Source organism: Streptomyces sp. NPDC043896 (assembly GCF_056435605.1).
Genome location: NZ_JBWKEE010000005.1, coordinates 115,031 through 137,119 on the forward strand (window position 1 = coordinate 115,031; position 22,089 = coordinate 137,119).

Here is a 22,089-nt window from a genome sequence, read left to right on the forward strand (position 1 = left end):
ACACTCGCCCTGCGCCCTGTCACGTCGGTGTGGTGAGCCTGTGGGCCGTCTGTGAGTGCGGGACGGGGCCGCCGGCCGGCAGGGGCAGGAGTACCTCGAAGGAGGTCCGGCCGGGTTCGCTGCGTACGTCGACCCGGCCGCCGTGGGCGCCGACGACGGCGTGGACGATGGCGAGGCCCAGCCCTGTCGAGCCCGCCGCGCGGGAGCGGGAGGCGTCGCCCCGGGCGAAGCGCTCGAAGACGTGGGGCAGCAGGGCGGGCGGGATCCCGGGGCCGTCGTCCTCGATCCGCAGCCGGACGGCGGATGTTTCACGTGAAACAGAGGCCGTGACGGTGGTGCCGGGCGGGGTGTGGGTGCGGGCGTTGGCGAGGAGGTTCACCAGGACCTGCTGGATCCGGGCCGCGTCGGCGCGGACGGGCGCGGGGTCGTCGGGGAGCTCCAGGCGCCAGTGGTGGCCGGGACCGGCGGCGCGGGCGTCGCTGACGGCGTCGATGACGAGCGGGGCGAGGTCGGTGTCCTCGGAGGAGAGCGGGCGGCCCGCGTCGAGGCGGGCGAGCAGCAGCAGGTCCTCGACGAGTCCGGTCATCCGGGTGGCCTCGGACTCGATGCGGCCCAGGGCGTGCCGGGTGTCGGGGCCGGGTTCCTCCCGTCCCCGGCGGGTGAGTTCGGCGTAGCCCCGGATGGAGGCGAGCGGGGTGCGCAGCTCGTGGGAGGCGTCGGCGACGAACTGCCGGACCTGCGTCTCGCTCTGCTGGCGGGCCGTCAGGGCGGAGGAGACGTGCCCCAGCATCCGGTTGAGGGCGGCGCCGACCTGGCCCACCTCGGTGCGGGGGTCGGCCTCGGCGTCCGGCACCCGTTCGTGCAGGGCGGGTTCACCGCTGTGCAGGGGGAGTTCGGAGACCCGGGTGGCGGTGGCGGCAACCCTGCGCAGCGGGCGCAGGGCGACCGCGACCAGGGCCTGTCCGGCGAGGGAGGCCGCAATCAGTCCGGCCAGGGTGACGCAGACCTCGACGGCGATCAGCGTGCTGACGGTGGAGTCGACGCCCTGGAGCGGGAAGCCGAGCACCAGGGAGCCGTCGGGGGCGGCCAGCGCCCGGTAGGCCCCGAGGCCCGGCAGGTCCGCGTCCACGGGCCCGGAGCGGCGGTGGGCGGCCTTGCGGGCCACCTCGGCGAGGGCGGCGGCCTGGGCTTCGGTGAGGGACTCCCGGTGGTCGGGGCTCTGGCCGGACACGGGGACGATCCGGGCGCCGCCGAGCAGACCGAAGGAGGGGTCGAGGCGGACTCCGGCGGCGCCCATCGGGGAGCCGGGGGCGAAGACGAAGCCGAGGCCGGCGTCCCGGGCGGACTTCACGGCACCGGGCCCCCGGGTGGCCATCTCCACCGAGGTGGTCAGCTGCTTGTCGAGCTCGCCGACGAGGCGGGAGCGCATGGCGAGGGTGGTCACCGTGCCGATGGCCGTGCCCACGATCGCGATCAGTGCCACCGCCGACACGACCAGCCGCGTCCGCAGCGACCAGGGACGCCGGGCCACTACTCGGCCGGCTTGATCAGGTAGCCGGCGCCGCGCCGGGTGTGGATCAACGGGGGCAGCCCGGTGCCGGCCTCCAGCTTCCGGCGCAGGTAGGAAATGTAGAGCTCGACCACGTTGGCCTGGCCGCCGAAGTCGTAGGACCACACCCGGTCCAGGATCTGCGCCTTGCTCAGCACCCGGCGCGGGTTGCGCATCAGGTAGCGCAGCAGCTCGAACTCGGTGGCGGTGAGGTGCACCTCCTGGCCGCCCCGGGACACCTCGTGGCTGTCCTCGTCGAGGACCAGGTCGCCGACGGTCAGGACCGACCCGCCGCGCACGGCCTGCGCCGCGCCGGAGCGCCGCACCAGCCCGCGCAGCCGGGCCACGACCTCCTCCAGGCTGAACGGCTTGGTGACGTAGTCGTCGCCGCCCGCCGTCAGGCCCGCGATGCGGTCCTCCACGGAGTCCTTGGCGGTCAGGAACAGCACCGGGACCTGCGGGATCTCCCGGCGCAGCCGTCCCAGGACGGCCAGCCCGTCCATGTCCGGGAGCATGACGTCGAGGACCACCACGTCCGGCCGGAACTCCCGGGCGGCCCGCACGGCGCCCGCCCCGTCGCCGGCGCTGCGGACCTCGCAGCCCTCGTAGCGCAGGGCCATGGAGAGCAGCTCGGAGAGCGAGGCCTCGTCGTCGACGACGAGGACGCGGCAGGCTCCGCCGTCGGGCCGCAGCAGGGCCGTGGCGCTGCCGGTGGACGTGGACGCGTGGGCGGTGGTCGTCGCGGTCATGCACTCAAGGTGGCCGCCGCCTCTGAGAGCGATCTTGCCGCTTCCTGTGAATCTCCTGAGAAAGGAGCCAGGCCCGGCAGCCGGTGCTCAGGCGCCGAGGCCGAACAGCCGGGCGCCGTTGTCGTGGCAGACCGCGCGCAGCCAGTCGTCACCGAGACCCAGCCGTTCCAGGGCCTCCAGCTGGTGTTCGTAGGGGTAGGGGATGTTCGGGAAGTCGGTGCCCAGCAGGATCCGGTCCCCGAGGTCCGCCAGCCGCCCCCGTTCCCCGGGAGGGAAGGGGCCGAGCCGTTCGGCGAAGTCGGTGAAGGCCATGGTGGTGTCGAGGCGCACCTCGGAGTACCGCTCGGCCAGGTCGAGGAAGTCCGTGTACTCGGGCATCCCCATGTGGGCGACGATCAACGGCAGCCGGGGGTGGCGGGCCAGCAGCCGGGCGATCGGGGCGGGACCGGTGTGCTTGCCCGGGGAGGGCCCCGAGCCGCAGTGGACGACGACCGGGACCCGCGCCTCGGCCAGCAGCCCCCAGACCGGTTCGAGCCGCTCGTCGTTCGGGTCGTAGCCGCCGACCTGGAGGTGGGCCTTGAAGACCCGGGCCCCGCCGGCCACGGCCCGGGCGGTGTACGCCGCCACGTCCTCCTCCGGGAAGAAGGTCGCGGTGTGCAGGCAGTCGGGGGTGCGGGCGGCGAAGTCCGCGGCCCAGGCGTTGAGCCAGGCGGCCATCGCGGGCTTGTGCGGGTAGAGCATCGCGGTGAAGGCGCGTACCCCGAACTCCCGCAGCAGCGCCACCCGCTGCTCCTCCTCGTGCCGGTAGGTGATGGGCCACTCGACGCCGGTCAGCGGGCCGGCCGCGTCGAAGTAGTCCCAGACCTTGTGCAGGACCCGCTCCGGCATGAAGTGCGTGTGGACGTCGACCAGGCCGGGCCGTCCGAGCCGCTCCCGGAAGGCGCGGACCGCCTCAGCCGTTGCGGGCAAAGCCGTGGCTCCGCTCGACGGTCGCGACGTGGAGGGTGTAGCTCTCGTACCAGTGGGCGCGGCCCGTCTTCATGGCGGCCTGGTGCTCCAGGTCCTCCCGCCAGACGCGCAGGGACTCGTGGTCGCGGAAGTAGGCCACGGTGATGCCGAGACCGCCGGGGGTCCGCGCGGATTCGTACCCGAGGAACCCTGGGTTCTCGCTGACGATCTCGTTCATCCGGGCGTTGGTCTCCGGATAGCCGCTCTCGTCGGAGGTGCGGACATTGCTGAATACGGCCATCACGTAAGGCGGTTCGAACGCCGGAACGGGCTGAATGCTCATGCCCACCACCCTCGGGGCAAGCCCTTGGCATGTCCATCGGAATCAGCCTCCGGAGCCCAAAGGGATCCAAGTTTTGACCTTGACCCCCGGACCGGTACGTCGGCCGGGGCCCGGTCCGGAGGCCAGGGGGCCAGGGGCCCGGGGGGCCCGGTCTGGAGGCCAGGCGGCCAGGGACCCGGGCCCGGGGATCCAGGGTGTCCGGGGTCCGGGGGGCCGGGGGCCCGGGGGCCCGATCAGAACAGTCCGCCCTGCTCGGGCTCGTGAGACGCCGGCGCGATCGCGGTAAGCGGTACGTCGGTGAGCGCACCCTCGGGGGCTGCGGACAGCTCCCAGCCCGCCAGCAGCCGGGTGTCCACCACGAGCCCGTCCGCGAAGTGCAGGTCCGGCCCCGCCGCCCCCGCCAGGCGCCCCACGACGGTTCCGCCGGGCACCAGCTCCGTGAGCACGCGGGCCGGTACCGGCAGCCCGGCCAGCCCGAACGCCCCGGCGTGGTCGGTGACCTCGCACCCCAGCCGCTCCAGCGACTCCGGCCACCCGGGCAGCGCGGCGGCCCGCGCGTGCAGCTCGGCGACCTCCCGGGCGCGCTCGGGCTCGGGCGGCAGCAGGGCCCGTACGGCTCGCTTGCGGGCGTACGCGATCCGGTCGGGCACCCCGAGGGCGGCCCTCAGCAGCTCCTCGGTCCGGCGGGCCGCCATCAGCGGGCCGCGCCCCAGCCAGGCCCAGGTCACCGCCCCCTGCTCCAGCAGCCGGACCGCTCCGCGCTCCTCTGCGGTGATGCCGACCTTGACCATCCCGGGCCCGAACCACGCCAGGTACACCCGGTAGGTGCGCGGGTCCGCCGCGTTGGTGTCGGCGGCCACCGAGAAGGACCGGTCCAGCCGGGCGCACTCGGGGCACTGGGAGCTCCCCGCGCGGCCCGGGACCGGCCGGGCCACGGGGCACGGGGTGCGCCGTCCGGCCCGCCACACGCCCAGGCAGTGCCGCTCGCCCCGGGCGGCGAACGCCAGCCGCTGCCCGGGGGTGAGCGGGCTGCCGCGCTCCCCGCGCCCGCACCACCCGATGGCGGGACCCTGCGCGCTCCACCGGATCCCGGTGCACCACCAGCTCGCGGCGGGCACGCTCACAGGGGGAGCGGCCGCTCGAAGAAGGTCTCCAGGACCACGGTGGCCTGCGTCCCGCTGACACCGTTGATCGCGTAGAGCCTCCGCAGGACGTCCTGGAGCTGCCCGGTGGTGGCGGTGCGTACCTTGACCAGGACCGAGGCGCTGCCCGCGATGATGTGCGCCTCCTGGATCTCGGGGATGGCCGCGAAGTCCTCCGCCGACTCGCCCATCCACGCGTTGGAGTCGACCATCACGTAGGCCAGCACGCCGCTGCCGACGGCGGCCGGGTCCACGTCGACGGTGGTCCGCCGGATGACCCCGCGCTCGCGCAGTTTCCGTACGCGCTCGTGGGTGGCCCCGGCCGAGAGCCCCACGGCCGCGCCGAGTGCGGCGTAGGACTGGCCCGCGTCCTGCTGGAGGCTCAGGACGAGCGCCCGGTCGATGTCGTCCACGCCGTCTTCCTTCCAGGGCCCGCCGGCCCCTTGGTCCCGGAGCCGGTCGGCCCTTGCGAAAACGGTACCTGATCCTGCAATCTCACCTCCAGACCGAACAGCATTCGGAGCTTGAGCAACTAGGGGGAACTTTGTCTGGCATTGCTGACCTCACTCTGTACGAGATCCTGGACGACCGCTTCCAGACCGGCCGCTGCGCCAACGGCGACCTGCGCCTGGAGCGGCTTTACGACGACTGCCGCTGGGCCGAGGGCCCGCTGTACCTGCCGGCCTGGCGCCAGCTCGTGTGGAGCGACATCCCCAACGACCGGATGCTGCGCTGGGACGAGACGACCGGAGCCGTCTCCCTCTTCCGATCCCCGGCCGGCCACTCCAACGGCAACACCCTCGACCGCGAGGGCCGCCTGATCACCTGTGAGCAGGGCAACCGGCGCGTCACCCGGACCGAGCCCGACGGCAGTCTCACCGTCATCGCCGACCGCTACGACGGCAAGCGGCTCAACAGCCCCAACGACGCGGTGGTGCGCTCGGACGGCTCCGTCTGGTTCTCCGACCCGGATTTCGGGATCACCAGCGACTACGAGGGGCGACGGGCCCCGAGCGAGATCGGCGCCTGCAACGTCTACCGGGCCGACCCGGTCACCGGCGAGGTCCGCCTCGTCGCCGACGGCTTCCTCGGCCCGAACGGCCTGGTCTTCTCCCCCGACGAGAGCGAGCTGTACGCGGCCGACACCCGCGCCGGCCACATCCGCGCCTTCAAGGTCGGCGACGACGGCACCCTCAGCGGGGACCGCGTCTTCACGGACTGCCCCTCGGTGGACAACATCCGCTTCGACGACGAGGGCCGGCTGTGGGCGGCGGCGATGACGTCGGGCGTGCACTGCTACGCGGCGGACGGAGACCTCATCGGCCGCCTGCGCGTCCCGGAACCCGTGTCGAACATCGCCTTCGGCGGCCCGAGGAACAACCGCCTCTTCATCACCGCCACCACCTCTCTCTACTCGCTGGTGCTCTCGGTGACCGGCCTCCCGCGCGTCCTGCCCGGCCACCCCTGAGACCCCAGCCCCAGCCCCAGCCCCACCGCCACGCCGGCCGGCGGAGGGCCGCCGCCCCGGCGCCGTCCGGGCGGAGGTTCAGCCGGACGGCCCAGCCGGTGTCCGGCTAGCGCGCGACGAACTGCGTCAGGATCGCCTGCATCTCGTAGATGTCGACCCCCTTGGTGAAGGTCTTCTCGATCGGCGCGGCGCTGCCGGATATCCATATCTTGAGCTCGGCGTCGAGATCGAAGTGCCCGGCCGTCTCCACGGAGAAGTGGGTGATGCTCCGGTACGGGATGGAGTGGTACTCCACCTTCTTGCCCGTCAGCCCCTGCTTGTCGACGAACACCAGCCGCCGGTCCGTGAACAGGATCGTGTCGCGCACCAGCAGGTACGCCGCGTGGACCTGCTCCCCGTGCCCCAGCAGCCGGGCGTAGTCCCGCTGCGCCGAGGACGGGTCGACGGTGTGCGCGTTTCCGAAGAGTCCCATGAGAGCCCCCATCAAGGTTCGAACGATCTTCGAAAACCCTAGCCGGGCGGGTTCGTGGTCCACGTCCCCCTCAGGAGCCATCCCACCCCTGAGCTCTTCCGGGGGATCCCCTCCTCCTTGAGGAGGGAACACACACGAAAGAGGCCCTCAGGACTTCTCCTGAGGGCCTCTCGGCTGTGCACTCGGCAGGATTCGAACCTGCAACCTTCTGATCCGTAGTCAGATGCTCTATCCGTTAAGCTACGAGTGCTTGGGCTTCCCGGGGTTTTTCGCCCCGTTGGCCTTGCGAGAACAACAATACATGGACCTCGCCGGGACGCGAAATCCATTAGCCCTAGCGCCTCTGACCTGCGGAAACGCCTCGGAAGAAGATCGTCCGACGGGATCCGTGCGGCAGCGCCGGGCCACGCCGGCTACCCACGCGGGGCCATCCGAAACCCCTCCAAGCCCTGAACGCGGCGCCCCGCCGCCACAGCGCCGCCCGGACGCACACCGAAGCGGCACCCGAAACGCACCGAAGCCCCGGTCCATCAGGACCGGGGCTTCGGTGAGGTGCGGAGGCGGAGGGATTTGAACCCTCGATGGGGTGTAAGCCCCAAACCGCATTAGCAGTGCGGCGCCATAGACCGGACTAGGCGACGCCTCCAGCACACCCGCGAATACGAGGGTGCGTGCAGATGATGACACAGGCGCGGGGCCGGTCACCAATCCGCTCCCAACGGTACAAGGAGCCGGGGCCACAGGGCAAAGGCTTAAGCACGCAACGTCGGAGCGGGAAGGTCGTTGGTGAGGCGTACGACGTACGGACGACCTGGAGTGCCCCATGCTGCGTCTCGCCGCCTTCGCCGTCACCTCCGCCCTGGCCGCCGCGGCTGCCGGACCGTTGCCACCCCTGCCCCTGGGCCGGCTGCTGACCACGCCCGACCGGCTCACCATCGAAATCTCCAACAGCGGCAACCGCCTCGTCGACGGCACCCACCGGCTGGAGTGCCGGCCCGCCGGCGGCGACCACCCCTTCGCCGAGGAGGCCTGCGCCCGCCTCGACACCCTCGCCAAACAGGGCAAGGACCCCTTCGCCGAGTCCGACGACAAGAACTGCTCGCTCCAGTACGGCGGATCGGCCGTCGCCCGCGTCACGGGAACGTGGCGCGGCCAGAAGGTGGACACCACCTTCCAGCGGAAGAACGGCTGCGCCATCGCCCGGTGGAAGAACCTGGAACCTGTGCTTCCGGGCGAACATTCCTGACCTGGGACGATGCGGCGGATGCACGTTTTCCCCCCTCCATCCGCCACCTCCCGGCAGGACGGTGCCCTTAGACTCCTCCCGTGACATGCCGGTAGTCGTGGTCAGGGAGGAAGCTCGTCGTGAGCAGCAGGCCATCCCGAGGCGCTGCTCGCCTCGCAGCAATACTCGACGCGCTCCCGGACGCGCTGTTGCTCGTCAACGCCAACGGCACGGTCGTCAACGCCAATTCGATCGCCCTCGAGGTGATGGAGAGCCCCGGTACCGGGCTCGTCGGCCGCGGGGTGCTCGACCTCCTGCCGGAGTTCGACTCCAAGCAGATCCCCGGTTCCATGCGCCGTCCCGGCGACCGCGAAGAGGGGCGCTCCCGGCCGAAGCGGATGACCGCGCGCCGCACCGACGGCAGCGAGTTCCCCGTCGAGGTCACCAGCGCCCACCTCGACGGCCGCGACGCCTACCGCGAGCCCCAGCCCTACACCGGCGACGAACTGCTGATGCTCGTCGTGCGGGACCTCTCCGAGACCGTGGACACCGAGGCCGAGCTGGCCCGCTCCCAGCGGCAGACCGAGATGATCCTGCGCGCCGCCGCCGAGGGCGTCGTGGGCACCGACACCGAGGGCCGCGTCGTCCTCGTCAACCCGGCCGCCGCGCAGATCCTCGGGTACCGCGCCACCGACCTCGGCAACCGCGAGCTGCACGGGCTTATCCAGCACTCGCGCGCCGACGGCTCACCCTTCCCCTTCGACGAGTCCCCGCTCGCCGACACCCTGCGCAGCGGACGCAAGCACCGGGTACGCGGCCAGGTGCTGTGGAACAAGGCCGGGCAGGCCGTCGCCGTCGACCTGACCACCTCGCCCGTACGGGACGGGGAGCTGCTCGTCGGCGCCGTGATGACCTTCACGGACCGCCGTCCGTACGACGCGCTCGCGGCGCGCCACGCCCAGCTGCTGGCCGTCCTCGGGGATTCCCTGCGCGGCCCGCTGGAGGAGCTGCGCGGGGAGCTGGCCACGCTGGCCGCCGACGACGGGGGGCAGCTGTGGCCGGAGGCCAACCAGCTGCTGCACCATCTGGCCGCCGGTTACTCGCGGATGACCACGCTCGTGGACAACGTGCTGGAGTACCAGCGCCTGGACGCCGGCAGCGAGAAGCTCAAGAAGAAGAACGTCCTGATCAACACGGTCGTCGCGGCGGGTGTCGACGGCGCGGTCGAGCTGATCGGCCCCGGTCGGGTCCAGTTCGCCGTGCACGCCCCGACGATCGAGGCCGAGGTGGACGCGGACCGGATCGCGGCGGCCCTCGCGCACCTGATCGCGGACGTCGCCGGGGTCGACGCCACCGGCAAGACCGCCCAGGGCAGCGGGTACGGCGACTCCACGATCGTGGTGGCGGCGGCGCAGCGGGGCGATGTCGTACGGATCGAGGTGCGCGGCCCCTACGAGGGCGGCAACCCGGTGCACGAGCCGATCGTGCGGGGCATCGTCGCCGCGCACGGCGGGGTCCTGCAGACGGTGGAGGTGCCCGGCGCACCCGGCGGGGCGTACGTGCTGGAGCTGCCGCTGGGGTCGGGCGCCGGGACGGTGACCCTGCCGGAGCCGGAGCAGCCGCCCGCGCCGGAGCCGGAGGCGCCCCCGGCGACGGTCTCCGGCGGCCGCCGGGGCCGGCGCGGAGTGGACGCCTTCCTGGAGGACGAGGCCACCGGGGCGAAGGCCCCCGAGGCGCGCGAGGGCGGGGGCGCGCTGGCGCTGCCGTCCGGACGCCGCCGGGCGGAGGGCGAAGCCCCCGCGCAGGCCGTCGTGTCCGGTCCGGCGGAGCTGGCGCAGTCCCCGGTGAACCCGGCGGGGCTCGGTACCGGGCGCCGGCGCGGCCGTGACGGTGACGACGCCCCGCACGACCGGCCCGTGCCCCCGCAGGGCACCGCCATGCCCGCGCTGCCGCCCGTTCCGGCGGTGCCCCCGGTTCCGGTGACCGAGCACCCGGCGGGCCGCCGCCGGGCACTGGGGCCTGCCGGTGCCGCCGCCCAGCCCGCCGGCCCGGTGCCGGCGGCCGGGCTCCCGGCACCCGCCGCGCCGCGGCCCATCGCCCCCGAGGGTGGTTTCGCCCTGCCAGCCGGGCCGGCCGCAGGTTCCGCTTCCGCCGAGTCCGACGCCGACGGCCCGGGTGGCCGCCGTGGCCGCCGGGTGCTGGGCGCTCCGGCGGCCGCCGAGGCCCCGCAGCCGGCGAACGGTGCGGAGCCGGCGCTCCCGACCGGGCGGCGGCGTGCGCTGCCCGCGACCCCCGCCTGGCCGGTTCCGGCGGCACGGACCGCGCCCGAGGACGGCGAGAGCGCCGGGCAGCCCTCCGTCCCCGGTGCCCGCCGGCCCGGCGAGGCCCCGGCGGGCGCGGGGCAGCCGATCAGCGTGCGCGCGCTCGGCACCCTGGGCCAGGGCATCGCCGTGGACTCGGCCACCGCGGGCGCGGAAGGTTCCGGTTCCGGCCGGCGCCGCCGGCTCGCCGAACCCGCGCCCCAGGGGCGGGCCTTCGCCATAGGGGCTCCCGAGGCGGGTGTCGAGGGCCCCGAGCCGCTGGACGGCCCCGGGGGAGCGGTCGAGGTGGTCAACCGGCCCGTGCCGCAGCCCGTGGACGACGAGCTGCCTCCGGAGCCGCTGGACAACCCGCGCCGGCTGCTGGTGTGGCCGGCGCCGGACGCGCAGACGCAGCAGGCGCTGACCGAGCGCGGCTACCGCCCGGTGATCGTGCACTCGCGCGAGGAGGTGGACGCGCAGATCGCGGCGTTCCCCGCCGCGCTGTTCGTCGACCCGCTGACCGGGCCGATCACCCGGACCGCCCTGCAGTCCCTGCGGCAGGCAGCGGTGGCCGCGGAGGTTCCCGTACTGGTGACGGCCGGGCTGGGGCACGCCACGCGCGAGGCGGCGTACGGTGCCGATCCGGCCGTGCTGCTGAAGGCGCTCGCGGCGCGCGACAGCGAGCAGCACCCGTCCCGGGTCCTGCTGATCGAGGAGCACGACGAGATCGCCACCGCGCTGACCGCCGCGCTGGAGCGCCGCGGCCTCCAGGTCGGCCGGGCCGGCGCGGACACCGACGCGGTGGAGCTGGCGTCCCGGATGCGGCCCAACCTGGTGGTCATGGACCTGATGCAGGTCCGTCGCCGGCGGGCCGGGATCGTGGACTGGCTGCGCGCGAACGGTCTGCTGAACCACACGCCGCTGGTCGTCTACACGACCGCCGGGATCGGCCCGGACGACCTGCCCCGGCTGGGTTCGGGCGAGAGCGTGCTGTTCCTCGCCGAGCGGGCCAACACGGCCGATGTGCAGGGCCGCATCGTGGACCTGCTCGCCAAGATCGGGACCAACTAGCGATCCTGGCCCCATGGCCATCACCGACACGTCCGAGCACACCGTTCCCGCCGACAACGGGGAGGTCAACCTCCTCATCGCCCGGCAGGTGGACGCCGGGCACGAGGAGACCTTCGAGGCCTGGGCCCACGGGATCCTGGAGACGGCCGCCGCGTTCCCGGGGCACCTCGGGTACGGGCTGTTCCGGCCCGCCACGGAGGGCGGACCGTGGTTCCTGGTCCACCGCTTCCGGGACCAGGCCGCGTTCCAGCGCTGGCAGGACTCGCCGGAGCGGGCCCAGTGGTTCTCGAACTGCCTGGGCCACCACCACACCGAGATAGCCCGGCGTGAACTGCACGGCATGGAGACCTGGTTCGCCAAGCCGGGTACGACCCGGCCCGCGCCACCGCGCTGGAAGATGGCGATCAGCTCGGGGCTGGCCATCTTCCCGATCTCGCTGGCGGGCAACGCGCTGCTCGGGCCGTACCTGGTGGACCTGCACTTCGTGCTGCGGACGGCCGCCTTCGCGGTCGTCTTCAGCACCCTGATGACCTACGTGGCCATGCCCGCCGTCAGCAGGCTGCTGCGGCCGTGGCTCACGCGCGGCTGATGCCCTCGGGCGCTACGCCAGGGTGGTGACGTCCAGGTCGCCGTCGGCGTACTGCTTGCGGATCACCTTCTTGTCGAACTTGCCGACGCTCGTCTTCGGCACGGCCTCGACGATCGTCCAGCGCTCGGGCAGCTGCCACTTGGCGATGGACTGGCCGAGGAAGGTCCGCAGGCCCGCGTAGTCCACCGACGCGCCCTCCTTGAGGACGACCGTGGCCAGGGGGCGCTCGCCCCACTTCTCGTCCGGGACGGCGACGACCGCCGCCTCCGCGACCTCGGGGTGGGCCATCAGCGCGTTCTCCAGCTCGACGCTGGAGATCCATTCGCCGCCGGACTTGATGACGTCCTTGGCCCGGTCGGTCAGGGTCAGGAAGCCTTCGGCGGTGATGACGCCGACGTCCCCGGTCTTGAGCCAGCCGTCCGCGCTGAACTTGTCCTCGGGGCGCAGGGCTTCACCGGAGGCACCGTTGTAGTAGGAGGCCGCGATCCAGTTCCCCCGGACCTCCAGCTCGCCGGCGGACTGCCCGTCCCACGGCAGGAGGTCACCGGAGGGGCCGATGAGGCGGGCCTCGACGCCCGCCGGGAAGCGGCCCTGGGTGACGCGGTACGGCCACTGCTCCTCGGCGCTCAGCCCGGCCGGCGGGTGCGCCATGGTGCCCAGAGGAGAGGTCTCCGTCATGCCCCACGCGTGGCAGAGCCGGACCCCGAGCTTGTCGTAGGCCTCCATCAGGGAGGGCGGACAGGCCGCGCCGCCGATGGTGACCTGCTTCATCGAGGTCAGGTCGCGCGGGTTCGCGGTGACCTCGGCGAGCAGCCCCTGCCAGATGGTGGGTACGGCGGCGGCGTGCGTGGGCTTCTCCCGCTCGATCATCTCGGCGAGCGGGGCCGGCTGGAGGAAGCGGTCGGGCATCAGCATGTTGATGCCGGTCATGAAGGTGGCGTGCGGCAGGCCCCAGGCGTTCACGTGGAACTGCGGCACGACGACCAGGCTGGTGTCGTGGTCGGTGAGGCCCATGGACTCGGTCATGTTGACCTGCATGGAGTGCAGGTAGATCGAGCGGTGGGAGTAGACGACGCCCTTGGGGTCGCCCGTGGTGCCGGAGGTGTAGCACATGGCCGCGGCCTGGCGCTCGTCCAGCTCGGGCCAGTCGTAGTGGTCGGCGCGGCCTTCGAGGAGTTCCTCGTACTCGTGGACCCGTACGCTCAGGCCTTCGAGGACGGAGCGGTCGCCGATGCCCGCCACGACGACGTGCTCGACCGTCGGCAGGTGCGGCAGGAGCGGCGCCAGCAGCGGCAGCAGGGTGCCGTTCACCAGGACGACCCGGTCCGCCGCGTGGTTGACGATGAAGACCAGCTGCTCGGGAGGCAAACGCAGGTTGAGCGTGTGCAGGACCGCGCCCATGGAGGGGATCGCGAAGTACGCCTCAACGTGTTCCGAGTTGTTCCACATGAGGGTCGCGACACGCTCGTCCTGCTGGACCCCGAGCTCATCACTCAGTGCGTGCGCGAGGCGCGCGGCACGGACGCCGATCTCGGCGAAGGTGCGCCGGTGCGGCTCGGCCTCACCGGTCCAGGTCGTGACCTGGGACTTGCCGTGAATCGTCGACCCGTGGGCCAGGATCCGCGAGATCAGCAGCGGTACATCCTGCATGGTGCTCAGCAAAGCGTCCTCCCGGTGAGCGCTGCGGCGCTGCGGCGGCTGTCGGATGCTGCCGATTCTGCGCACGTACCGGTCGGCATGTCACTACCCGGGAGTACAAACAGGCTGGCCAATCACTGTCGCAGCCGTGCCCTGGCGGATGTTTCACGTGAAACACGAGGCCGGAGGGCACGTCGTTTCACGTGAAACATCGATCGCGCTCAGCACACGGGGGTGAGCTCCGGGTCCTCGCGCAGCTTCACGAGCGCCCGGGAGACGGCGCTCTTGACCGTCCCGACCGAAACCCCGAGCAGTTCGGCGGTCTGGGCCTCGCTCATGTCCTCGTAGTAGCGCAGGACGACCATGGCCCGCTGCCGGTCGGGCAGCCGGGTCACCGCACGCCACATGGCGTCGCGCAACGCCTGCGCCTCCGCCGGGTCGGTGCCCGCCGGCGCCTCGCTCTCCGGGATCTCGTCGCAGACGAACTCGTCGACCTTGCGCTTGCGCCACTGGGAGGTGCGGGTGTTGACCAGGGCCCGCCGGACGTAGCCGTCCAGGGCCCGGTGGTCCTCGATGCGGTCCCAGGCGACGTACGTCTTGGCCAGGGCCGTCTGGAGCAGGTCCTCGGCGTCGCAGGGATTGGCGGTGAGGGAGCGCGCGGTGCGCAGGAGGACCGTGCCGCGGGTCCGGACGTACGCCGAGAACGACGGGTACGGCGTCGGATTCGAGGCGAGCGTGCACACAGGCGTGGTCATGACTCAACGCTAGGAGCGCAGCGCGCCCCTGGGATCGGCCCCAGGTGCCGAAGGCGGATCCGTCTCAGGTTGTACGGCCGGGCCGCGCCCCACCTCCTGAAGGTGGAGGGCGCGGCCCGTGACCGGGACCGGAGTCAGACCCCGGCCCCCAGGACCAGGCCGGAGGTCGGAACCCCCGTACCGGCCGTGACCAGGACGTGCTCCGCCCCCGCGATCTGGTTGACGGAGGTGCCGCGCAGTTGGCGGACGGCTTCGGCGATGCCGTTCATGCCGTGCAGGTAGGCCTCCCCGAGCTGCCCGCCGTGGGTGTTGAGGGGGAGGGCTCCGGCCGCGGTGAAGTCGGCGGCCTCCCCCGGGCCGCAGAAGCCGAACGCCTCAAGCTGCATGAGCACGAAGGGGGTGAAGTGGTCGTAGAGGATGCCCACGTCGATGTCCGAGGGCCGCAGTCCGCTGGTGCGCCACAGCTGGCGGGCGACCACGTCCATCTCCGGGAGGCCGGTGAGGTCGTCGCGGTAGAAGGAGGTCATCCCTTCCTGGCGACGGCCGGCGCCCTGGGCGGCCGCGGTGATCACGGCCGGCTTCTGGCGCAGGTCCCGGGCCCGCTCGGCCGTGGTGACGACGAGGGCCTGGCCGCCGTCGGTCTCCTGGCAGCAGTCCAGCAGCCGCAGCGGCTCGACGATCCAGCGCGAGGCGGCGTGGTCGGCGAGGGTGATGGGTTTGCCGTGGAAGTACGCGGCGGGGTTGTTCGCGGCGTACTTCCGGCCGGTGACGGCCACGTGGCCGAAGGCTTCCGGGGTCAGGTTGTGGCGGTGCAGGTAGCGCTGGGCGGCCATGGCCACCCAGGACGCCGGGGTGAGCAGACCCCAGGGCAGGGACCAGCCGAGGGCGGCTCCTTCCGCCGAGGGCTCGCGCTGCTGCACCCCGGAGCCGAACCGGCGGCCGGAGCGTTCGTTGAAGGCGCGGTAGCAGACGACCACCTCGGCCACCCCGGTCGCGACGGCGAGAGCGGCCTGCTGGACGGTGGCGCAGGCCGCGCCGCCGCCGTAGTGGATGCGGGAGAAGAAGGAGAGCTCCCCGATGCCGGCCGCCTGGGCCACGGTGATCTCGGGGCTGGTGTCCATGGTGAAGGTGACCATGCCGTCGACGTCTGCGGGGGCGAGCCCGGCGTCGTCGAGGGCCGCGTGCACCGCCTCGACGGCGAGCTTGAGCTCGCTGCGGCCGGAGTCCTTGGAGAACTCGGTCGCGCCGATGCCGGCGATGGCCGCCCGGCCGCCGAGGCCGTCGCGGATGCGGACGCTCATGCGGCGGCCCCCAGGGTGACGGTCACGGTGCCCGTGACGTGGTGGCCGATGCGGTTGGCACCGACGACCCGGATCTCGGCGGTGTCCCCGTCGACGGCGGTGACCGTGCCCGTGAGGGTCATCGTGTCGCCCGGGTAGTTGGGGGCGCCCAGCCGGATGGCGACCTTGCGCAGGACCGCGTGCGGGCCGAGGTGATCGGTGACGTACCGGCCGACCAGGCCGTTGGTGGTCAGGATGTTCATGAAGATGTCCGGGGAGCCCTTGGCGCGGGCGAGCTCCGCGTCGTGGTGCACGTCCTGGTAGTCGCGGGAGGCGATCGCCCCCGCCACGATCAGGGTGCGGGTCACCGGGATCTCCAGCGGTGGCAGCGCGTCGCCGACGTTCATGCGTGTTCCCCCTCTTTCTCCCGCTCGGACACGAAGTCGCCGTCGGCCGTGGAGGCGCCTTCGGACGTGGAGCCGCCTTCGGACACGAAGTCGCCGTCGGACACGAGGTCGCCCAGTTCGGACAGCAGCTCGCTGCCGCAGCCCAGGTAGGCGTCGAGCTGGCGGCCCCACAGGAAGTGCCGGTGCACCGGGTGGTCGAGGTCCGCGCCCATCCCGCCGTGCAGGTGCTGCCCGGCGTGGACGACGCGTTTTCCCGCCTCGGAAGCCCACCAGGCCGCCGTGAGGGCGTGCTCGCGGGCCGGGAGACCCTGGTCGATCCGCCAGGCCGCCTCGTACGCGGTGACCCGGATCGCCTCCGTGTCCATGTGGGCGTCGGCCGCTCGGAGCATGACCCCCTGGTTCGTGGACAGCGGCCGGCCGAACTGCTCGCGGGTGGAGGTGTACTCCACGGCACGGGCCAGCGATCCGGCGCAGACCCCCGCCTGGAGTCCGGCGAAGGCGGTGCGGGCGGCGCCGAGCACCTGGTCGTGGGCGTCCGGGCCGCCGAGCCGCTCCGCCCGCGCCCCGTCCAGCGTGAGGCTCCCCGCCGACCAGGGCGCGGTCGTCTCCACCGGCCGCACAGTGGCTCCGGGGTCGTCCGTCCGTACGAGCCACAGGGCCCGGGCCGTGTCGGGAACCAGGACGTGCGTGGCATCGCGCAGCCAGGGCACGACGGGCGCGGTACCGGTGAGCCGGCCGTCGGGGGTGGCGGTGAACCGGCCGCGCTCCGGGAAGGCGCCGGTGGCCACGGCCGCGCCGGAGCCGAGGGCGGGCAGCAGCCGGGCGCGCTGCTCGGGGCTGCCGTGCGCGGCCACCGGCAGGACGCCGTACGCGCAGGTGGCGGCGTACGGGACCTGGGCGGTGGTGCGGCCCTGCTCCTCCAGCAGCAGGACCAGGCCGAGCAGGCCGACGTCCTCGACGGCGGCGGTCAGTCCGGCGGAGGTGAGGGCCTTCCAGAGCTCGGCGTCGCTGCCGGTGCCCGTGGCGACGAGGCGTTCGTGCGTGGCCAGGTCGCGGAAGATCCGCGCGGCCAGACCGGCCGCGGCGGCCTGTTCCTCGGTAGGGCGGAAGTCCACGTCAGCCCGCCTCCGCCCGGAAGACGGGGAGTTCGAGCGTGTCGTCGACGCGCAGGAACTCCAGCTGGACGGGCAGGCCGATGCGCACCTTGTCGTAGGGGACGCCGGTGATGTTGGTGATCATGCGGACGCCTTCGGCCAGCTCGACCAGGGCCACCGCGTAGGGAGGGTCGAAGGCGGGGAAGGGCGGATGGTGCATGACGACGTACGAGAAGACCGTGCCGGCCCCGCTCGCCTCGACGGTGTCCCAGCCAGGGGAGGAGCAGGCGTTGCATCCGGGCAGCCAGGGGAAGCGCAGGGTCGCACAGGCGGTGCAGCGCTGGATCAGCAGTCTGTGCTCGCGTACCCCGTCCCAGAAGCCCTGGTTGTCGCGGTTGATCACGGGGCGCGGCCGGGGCGGAGCCTGCGGGGCACGTTCGGGCCGGGCGGCCGGGGCGTACTTGAGGATGCGGAAGCGGTGGGTGCCGGCGGGTTCTCCGTTCGCGCGGACGTCCATCCGGGTCGTCACGAAGTGCCCGGTGCCCAGCTTGGTGGTCTTGCGCGGGGAGACCGACTCGATCACGGCGTCGAAGGTGACCTCGTCACCCGGGCGCAGCGGGCGCAGGTACTCCTGTTCGCAGTCGGTGGCGACCACGGAGGTGCAGCCGGCCTCGTCGAGGAGCGCGAAGAGCTGGTCGTAGGCGGAGGAGCGGTCGGTGTGGCCCGAGAGTCCGCCCATCGTCCAGGCCTGGAGCATGGTGGGCGGGGCGATGGCGTCCGGTCCGGTGTAGGCGGGGTTGGTGTCGCCCATCGCCTCGCACCAGTGGCGGATCATCGGCGCGTTGACCGCATCCTTGGCCCGGCCCCCGGTGGCGGCGGGCCGCCCCTCGAAGGCCTTGAGCCGCTCGTGGAACCGGTCGTTCTCCCCGGCGGTCATCGCTTCCTCCCCTTCATTCCGAGCCGCATCATCGCGACGATCTCCCGCTGGACCTCGCTGACCCCGCCGCCGAAGGTGTTGATCTGGGCGGCCCGGTTCATCCGCTCCAGCTCACCGCCCGCGAAGGCGTCCGGGCCGCGGACGAGGGCCTCCTCGCCCACCGCCTCCTGGCAGATCCGGTACACCTCGACGGCGGACTCGGTGCCGAGGAACTTCACCCCGCTGGCGTCGCCTGGGGCCAGGGCGCCCGCGCCCACGTCCTGGACGAGGCGCCAGTTGAGGAGGCGTACGGCGGCCAGCCGGGCGTGCGCCTCGGCGAGGCGGGACCGCACCCAGGGGCGGTCGGCCGGGCGCTCGCCGGTGGTGGGGTCGGGGGTGCGGGCGTGGCGGAGGGCCTGCTCGTAGAAGTCCTCGGCCTGCATGCCGATGGCGGCGAGGGCGACCCGTTCGTGGTTGAGCTGGTTGGTGATCAGCCCCCAGCCGCCGTGTTCGGGGCCGACGAGGTTGTCCTCGGGTACGCGGATGCCGTCGTAGTAGGTGGCCGTGGTGGTGAGGCCGCCGACCGTGTCGATGGGGGTCCAGGCGAAGCCGGGGCTGTCGGTGGGCACCAGGATGATCGAGATTCCCTTGTGCTTGGGGGCCTGCGGGTCGGTGCGGCAGGCCAGCCAGATCCAGTCGGCGTTCTGGGCGTTCGAGGTGAAGATCTTCTGTCCGTCGATCACCCAGTGCCCGCCGTCGCGCACGGCTCGGGTGCGCAGTGAGGCCAGGTCGGTGCCGGCTTCGGGCTCCGAGTAGCCGATGGCGAAGACGAGCTCGCCGGCGAGGATCCGGGGCAGGAAGTAGTCCTTCTGCCGCTGGGTCCCGTACTTCATGAGGGTGGGGCCGACGGTGTTGAGGGTGACCATGGAGACGGGGGCGCCGGCCCGGTAGGCCTCGTCGAAGAAGACGAACTGTTCGTCGGGGCCGCGGCCCTGGCCCCCGTACTCGACGGGCCAGCCGAGGCCGAGCAGGCCGTCGGCGCCGATGCGGCGCAGCAGGGCGCGCTGGGCGGCCGGGTCCTCGGGGGCCCCTTCGGGGAGCAGGCCGCTGAAGTACGCGCGCAGTTCGGCGCGCAGTCGCGCCTGGCCTTCGGACGGAGCGAGGTGCACGGCGCTGGCCTCCCGGCGTCGCATCGGACGAGTGGAACTGACTGTCCGTCAGATTTGCTGCGGATGTCAAGGTCGGGACGGCGGGGGCCGGACACGCGGGAGGGCGCCCGCACTACCGGACCCCAGCCGGTCCGGTCGTACGGGCGCCCTCGTCGTTCAGGAGGTCCTGGCGGCGTCGCCTACCACCAGGGGAAGAAGTTCACCGCGACGTTCGGGTTGGCCTGGTTGATCGCCGTGAACGCGGAGCCGTTGACCTGTGCGGTGTTGTTCTGGTTCGACGCTCCGGAGCCGGTGGCCACCTGCTGCGAGGTGGAGGAGTTGCCGCTGTTGGTGCCGCCCACACCGCTGCCCACGATGCTCGCGACGCTCGCATTCGATCCGTCGTTCGCGAACGAGCCGTTGTCGGCCGAGGCGACCCCGCCGAAGAGGGCGACGGCGAGGGGGAGCGAGGCGACGGCGGCGATGACGCGGGCGGTACGGATGCTTGCCATGTCTGATTTTCCTCCAGGAAACCGAAGTCGGATGTACTCCAAGGCAGTTGGCCGACCGCCTCGGTCGTTCGTGGTGCTGACGACGTCGCGAGTCCAGAGTTGCCCACCGAATCCCCGGCGAACCACCCCGCAGCCTGCTATTCCCCCGCAAGCATGACCAACTGCGGATAAACACCGTTTGCGCCCCGGCGGCCCCACGCGGCGCACGCGCATCGCGCGGAGGCCTTCCCTCACAAGAGGTGAATCGTTCCGGCAGATCGACCCGCCCGGGACATGCCGAAAAGGGCCGCGCCGTCCGGGAACCCCACCGTCTCCCGGCCCTGCGGCCCTGCCGTACCAGGCTTCACGCCCCCCGCACGCCCCCGGCGAACGCCGGTGCGACCCCCTGTGCCCCGCTCCCGGGGACACTGCGCGGCGCGCCTGCGCCGCTTCCTGCCGGTTCTTCTGCTCGTAATGCCTCTGCCGTTCACGCCCTTCCCGATACCGCCGTTATCACTAGGCGGCGAGGCCGAGGCGGCTCCGGTCGGCATCGGGGACGAGGGCGAGCCGGCCCGGGTCCGCGGCGGGTGCGAGGGCCGCGGCGGTGGTCGAGCGGCGCACGGAGGGCGCCTTGCCGTGGGCCTCGGCCCGGATGCGCTGCTTGATCGTCGGAGGCAGCGAACCGCCCCGCATCATCGCCCGCCACGTCCGCCGCGCCACCACGGCGGGCCGCCGGCGCATCTCCGGAGCCGCAGGGGAGCCGACCGTCTCCGCAGCGGCGACCGGGGTCGCCTTCCCACCGAGGCCGAGGGCGGCCAGGAGCGCCACGAGCGCGGCGAGGAGGGTAGTCCAGATCGAGGTGATGCTGCGGTGGGTCATGACGGGCCCCTCATTTCGCGATGTTCCGACGGGCGGATCTGCATACATTCGTCATGATGTGGCCGCAACCGCACGGCCCCCACCACGCGCGCCGATCTTCCGACAAACACCACCCGGAAGGCCCAGCCCCTCCCCACGGCCCACCGGGCCCACCCAGGGCCCCCGGTGCACACACCGCCGTACACACGCCGAAGGGGCGCCCCGCGAACGGGACGCCCCCTCTGGTCAGCGCAGGCGCTGAGGTGTGGCGGTGGGTGTGGGATTTGAACCCACGGTGACTCGCGCCACGACGGTTTTCAAGACCGTTCCCTTAGGCCGCTCGGGCAACCCACCTGGCCGGTACAGAGTACCGGGATGTGGGGGTGGGTGGGGTTGGTGTTCCGGTCGCCGGGTCAGGAGGTCTGGGCCTTGTCGTAGGCCGCCTTGGCCTCGTTGCCGAAGTAGGGGCCGAACATCGTGTTCGGCAGGAAGGTGTAGCCGAAGCTGTTCACCGAGACCTGGGTGCCCAGGCCCGTGGACTCGTTGAAGTCCTGGAACCAGGGGCCGCCGCTGGAGCCGCCCGTCATGTTGCAGGCCATGCTGTGGTCCTTGGTCAGCAGGAAGTCCCTGCCCGTGTTCGCGCTGCAGTAGACGAGCTTGGTGCCGTCGTAAGGCGCGGCCGCGGGGAAGCCGAAGGAGTACATCCGCTTGTTGTAGCCGCCGTTGAACAGGAGTCCCTGGGCGCCCACGACCTGGCTGAGCTTCTGGCCGTTCTGCGGGGCGACGACGGCGAGGCCCACGTCCATGTTCATGTCCTCGCTCGCCGCCCACTGGTCGGTGGCGAAGGTCTTGGTCGCCGGCCACTGGCCGTACGGGGCGTTGCCGTTGTCGTACGCGGGCACGAAGATCCAGTTGGTGTGCCAGGCGCCCTGGTACTTCACGCAGTGGCCGGCGGTCATGACGGTGCTGCCGTTCTGGCTGGTGACCGAGTCTCCCGAGCAGGAGGCCGTACGGCCCTGGAAAGTGAAGAACACCCGGCCGGAGGTCTTCACCACGGCCCCACCGGCCGTCCACGCTCCGCCGGCCTGCGGGAACGCCGTGGGGGAGGTCGGAGGCACCCGGGTCGGCAGAGCGGTCGACACGGGGGCCGTACGGATGGCCGCCCCTCCCGGGGCCGCCGTGAGATCGAGCGGGGTGGCCTGGCGCATCCGCTCGGCGGTCCAGAAGCCGGCGGTCTGCTGGGGCCGGAACGAGGAGGACGACGACTCCGCGGCCGCCGAAGGGGAGGCCGCCGTCAGGGCTCCCGCGAGCAGGGCGCCCGCGGCCAGGAGGACGGATGCCGCCGTGCGATGACGATTCACGCAGGACTCCTTCTGCCGTGCCCGTGCCTGAGGGACCCGGGCAGGGGTGGGGGTGAAGAGCTGTCGGTGCGGATCGGCTGTTCGACTTGCGCGGGCAGAGTCGCACGAGGGCCATGAGATGTCAGGGGGCAGCCCGGACGTTCGGTCGGTTCCGGCCAGGAATTGGCCAACTCCCCTTGTGTCTAACCGTCATGTGGCCGTGACCGTCGAGTGTCCCGGCCACCGTGGGGTCATGGCCGGCGTCGGGTCATGGCCGGCGTCGGGTCATGGCCGGCGTCGGGTCGT

At 72.6% G+C, this 22,089-nt stretch carries 21 protein-coding genes and 3 tRNA genes; 4 read left to right on the forward strand and 20 right to left on the reverse strand.

Annotated features, from left to right (window positions below; all coding sequences use genetic code 11):
* Positions 1–19: 19 nt before the first annotated feature.
* From AC069X_RS08850 to AC069X_RS08875, 6 genes are all read right to left on the reverse strand, one after another.
* On the reverse strand, positions 20–1,531 hold the full coding sequence (locus AC069X_RS08850) for a sensor histidine kinase (protein ID WP_478726554.1): 1,512 nt from the start codon (positions 1,529–1,531) through the stop codon (positions 20–22).
* On the reverse strand, positions 1,531–2,298 hold the full coding sequence (locus AC069X_RS08855; protein ID WP_478726556.1) for a response regulator transcription factor: 768 nt from the start codon (positions 2,296–2,298) through the stop codon (positions 1,531–1,533). Before AC069X_RS08855 ends, AC069X_RS08850 begins: the two co-directional genes overlap by 1 nt.
* 87 nt (positions 2,299–2,385) lie before the next feature.
* Positions 2,386–3,267 (reverse strand): amidohydrolase family protein, encoded by an 882-nt coding sequence (locus AC069X_RS08860; protein WP_478726557.1) that lies wholly within the window; start codon positions 3,265–3,267, stop codon positions 2,386–2,388.
* On the reverse strand, positions 3,251–3,589 hold the full coding sequence (locus AC069X_RS08865) for an antibiotic biosynthesis monooxygenase family protein (protein WP_478726559.1): 339 nt from the start codon (positions 3,587–3,589) through the stop codon (positions 3,251–3,253). Before AC069X_RS08865 ends, AC069X_RS08860 begins: the two co-directional genes overlap by 17 nt.
* A 233-nt stretch (positions 3,590–3,822) precedes the next feature.
* On the reverse strand, positions 3,823–4,713 hold the full coding sequence (locus AC069X_RS08870; protein ID WP_478726561.1) for a DUF2797 domain-containing protein: 891 nt from the start codon (positions 4,711–4,713) through the stop codon (positions 3,823–3,825).
* Complete coding sequence (locus AC069X_RS08875) at positions 4,710–5,144, reverse strand: Lrp/AsnC family transcriptional regulator (RefSeq protein ID WP_478726563.1); 435 nt, start codon at positions 5,142–5,144, stop codon at positions 4,710–4,712. The genes AC069X_RS08870 and AC069X_RS08875 overlap by 4 nt, the downstream gene beginning before the upstream one ends.
* A gap of 131 nt (positions 5,145–5,275) precedes the next feature.
* Between AC069X_RS08875 and AC069X_RS08880 the strand changes: the two genes are divergently transcribed.
* Complete coding sequence (locus AC069X_RS08880) at positions 5,276–6,199, forward strand: SMP-30/gluconolactonase/LRE family protein (RefSeq protein ID WP_478726565.1); 924 nt, start codon at positions 5,276–5,278, stop codon at positions 6,197–6,199.
* A gap of 106 nt (positions 6,200–6,305) precedes the next feature.
* On the opposite strand, the gene AC069X_RS08885 is transcribed toward AC069X_RS08880, so the two are convergent.
* The 3 genes from AC069X_RS08885 to AC069X_RS08895 form a co-directional block, all read right to left on the reverse strand.
* On the reverse strand, positions 6,306–6,671 hold the full coding sequence (locus AC069X_RS08885) for a PH domain-containing protein (RefSeq protein ID WP_478726566.1): 366 nt from the start codon (positions 6,669–6,671) through the stop codon (positions 6,306–6,308).
* A gap of 177 nt (positions 6,672–6,848) precedes the next feature.
* Positions 6,849–6,921: transfer RNA gene (locus AC069X_RS08890), tRNA-Arg, on the reverse strand.
* Positions 6,922–7,226: 305 nt separating this feature from the next.
* Positions 7,227–7,317: transfer RNA gene (locus tag AC069X_RS08895), tRNA-Ser, on the reverse strand.
* A gap of 177 nt (positions 7,318–7,494) precedes the next feature.
* On the opposite strand from AC069X_RS08895, the gene AC069X_RS08900 reads away from it, so the two are divergent.
* The 3 genes from AC069X_RS08900 (at position 7,495) to AC069X_RS08910 (ending at position 11,856) form a co-directional block, all read left to right on the forward strand.
* A complete protein-coding gene (locus AC069X_RS08900) occupies positions 7,495–7,917 on the forward strand; it encodes an SSI family serine proteinase inhibitor (protein ID WP_478726568.1) in 423 nt (140 codons plus the stop codon).
* A 119-nt stretch (positions 7,918–8,036) separates the two neighbouring features.
* Positions 8,037–11,267, forward strand: a complete 3,231-nt coding sequence (locus tag AC069X_RS08905) for a PAS domain-containing protein (protein WP_478726570.1) — start codon at positions 8,037–8,039, stop codon at positions 11,265–11,267.
* A 13-nt stretch (positions 11,268–11,280) separates the two neighbouring features.
* A complete protein-coding gene (locus AC069X_RS08910) occupies positions 11,281–11,856 on the forward strand; it encodes an antibiotic biosynthesis monooxygenase (RefSeq protein WP_478726572.1) in 576 nt (191 codons plus the stop codon).
* A 12-nt stretch (positions 11,857–11,868) separates the two neighbouring features.
* On the opposite strand, the gene AC069X_RS08915 is transcribed toward AC069X_RS08910, so the two are convergent.
* The 11 genes from AC069X_RS08915 to AC069X_RS08965 form a co-directional block, all read right to left on the reverse strand.
* Entirely contained in the window at positions 11,869–13,518 is a 1,650-nt protein-coding gene (locus tag AC069X_RS08915) for a long-chain fatty acid--CoA ligase (RefSeq protein ID WP_478726574.1), read from the reverse strand.
* A gap of 197 nt (positions 13,519–13,715) precedes the next feature.
* On the reverse strand, positions 13,716–14,249 hold the full coding sequence (locus AC069X_RS08920; RefSeq protein ID WP_478726576.1) for a SigE family RNA polymerase sigma factor: 534 nt from the start codon (positions 14,247–14,249) through the stop codon (positions 13,716–13,718).
* A 134-nt stretch (positions 14,250–14,383) separates the two neighbouring features.
* Positions 14,384–15,550, reverse strand: a complete 1,167-nt coding sequence (locus tag AC069X_RS08925) for a lipid-transfer protein (RefSeq protein WP_478726578.1) — start codon at positions 15,548–15,550, stop codon at positions 14,384–14,386.
* Positions 15,547–15,936, reverse strand: coding sequence for a MaoC family dehydratase (locus AC069X_RS08930; protein WP_478726580.1), 390 nt, complete (start codon positions 15,934–15,936; stop codon positions 15,547–15,549). The genes AC069X_RS08925 and AC069X_RS08930 overlap by 4 nt, the downstream gene beginning before the upstream one ends.
* On the reverse strand, positions 15,933–17,051 hold the full coding sequence (locus tag AC069X_RS08935) for an acyl-CoA dehydrogenase family protein (protein ID WP_478726582.1): 1,119 nt from the start codon (positions 17,049–17,051) through the stop codon (positions 15,933–15,935). Before AC069X_RS08935 ends, AC069X_RS08930 begins: the two co-directional genes overlap by 4 nt.
* A gap of 1 nt (position 17,052) precedes the next feature.
* Positions 17,053–17,967 (reverse strand): bifunctional MaoC family dehydratase N-terminal/OB-fold nucleic acid binding domain-containing protein, encoded by a 915-nt coding sequence (locus tag AC069X_RS08940; protein ID WP_478726584.1) that lies wholly within the window; start codon positions 17,965–17,967, stop codon positions 17,053–17,055.
* Complete coding sequence (locus AC069X_RS08945) at positions 17,964–19,115, reverse strand: acyl-CoA dehydrogenase family protein (RefSeq protein WP_478727006.1); 1,152 nt, start codon at positions 19,113–19,115, stop codon at positions 17,964–17,966. Before AC069X_RS08945 ends, AC069X_RS08940 begins: the two co-directional genes overlap by 4 nt.
* 179 nt (positions 19,116–19,294) lie before the next feature.
* Complete coding sequence (locus AC069X_RS08950; protein WP_478726586.1) at positions 19,295–19,606, reverse strand: hypothetical protein; 312 nt, start codon at positions 19,604–19,606, stop codon at positions 19,295–19,297.
* Between the two features lie 495 nt (positions 19,607–20,101).
* Positions 20,102–20,464 carry a DUF6344 domain-containing protein gene (locus AC069X_RS08955; protein ID WP_478726588.1) on the reverse strand — a complete coding sequence of 121 codons (363 nt, stop codon included), beginning with the start codon at positions 20,462–20,464 and terminating at the stop codon, positions 20,102–20,104.
* A gap of 245 nt (positions 20,465–20,709) precedes the next feature.
* Positions 20,710–20,797, reverse strand: a tRNA-Ser gene (locus AC069X_RS08960).
* 59 nt (positions 20,798–20,856) lie between these two features.
* Complete coding sequence (locus AC069X_RS08965; RefSeq protein WP_478726590.1) at positions 20,857–21,804, reverse strand: trypsin-like serine peptidase; 948 nt, start codon at positions 21,802–21,804, stop codon at positions 20,857–20,859.
* Positions 21,805–22,089: the final 285 nt, after the last annotated feature.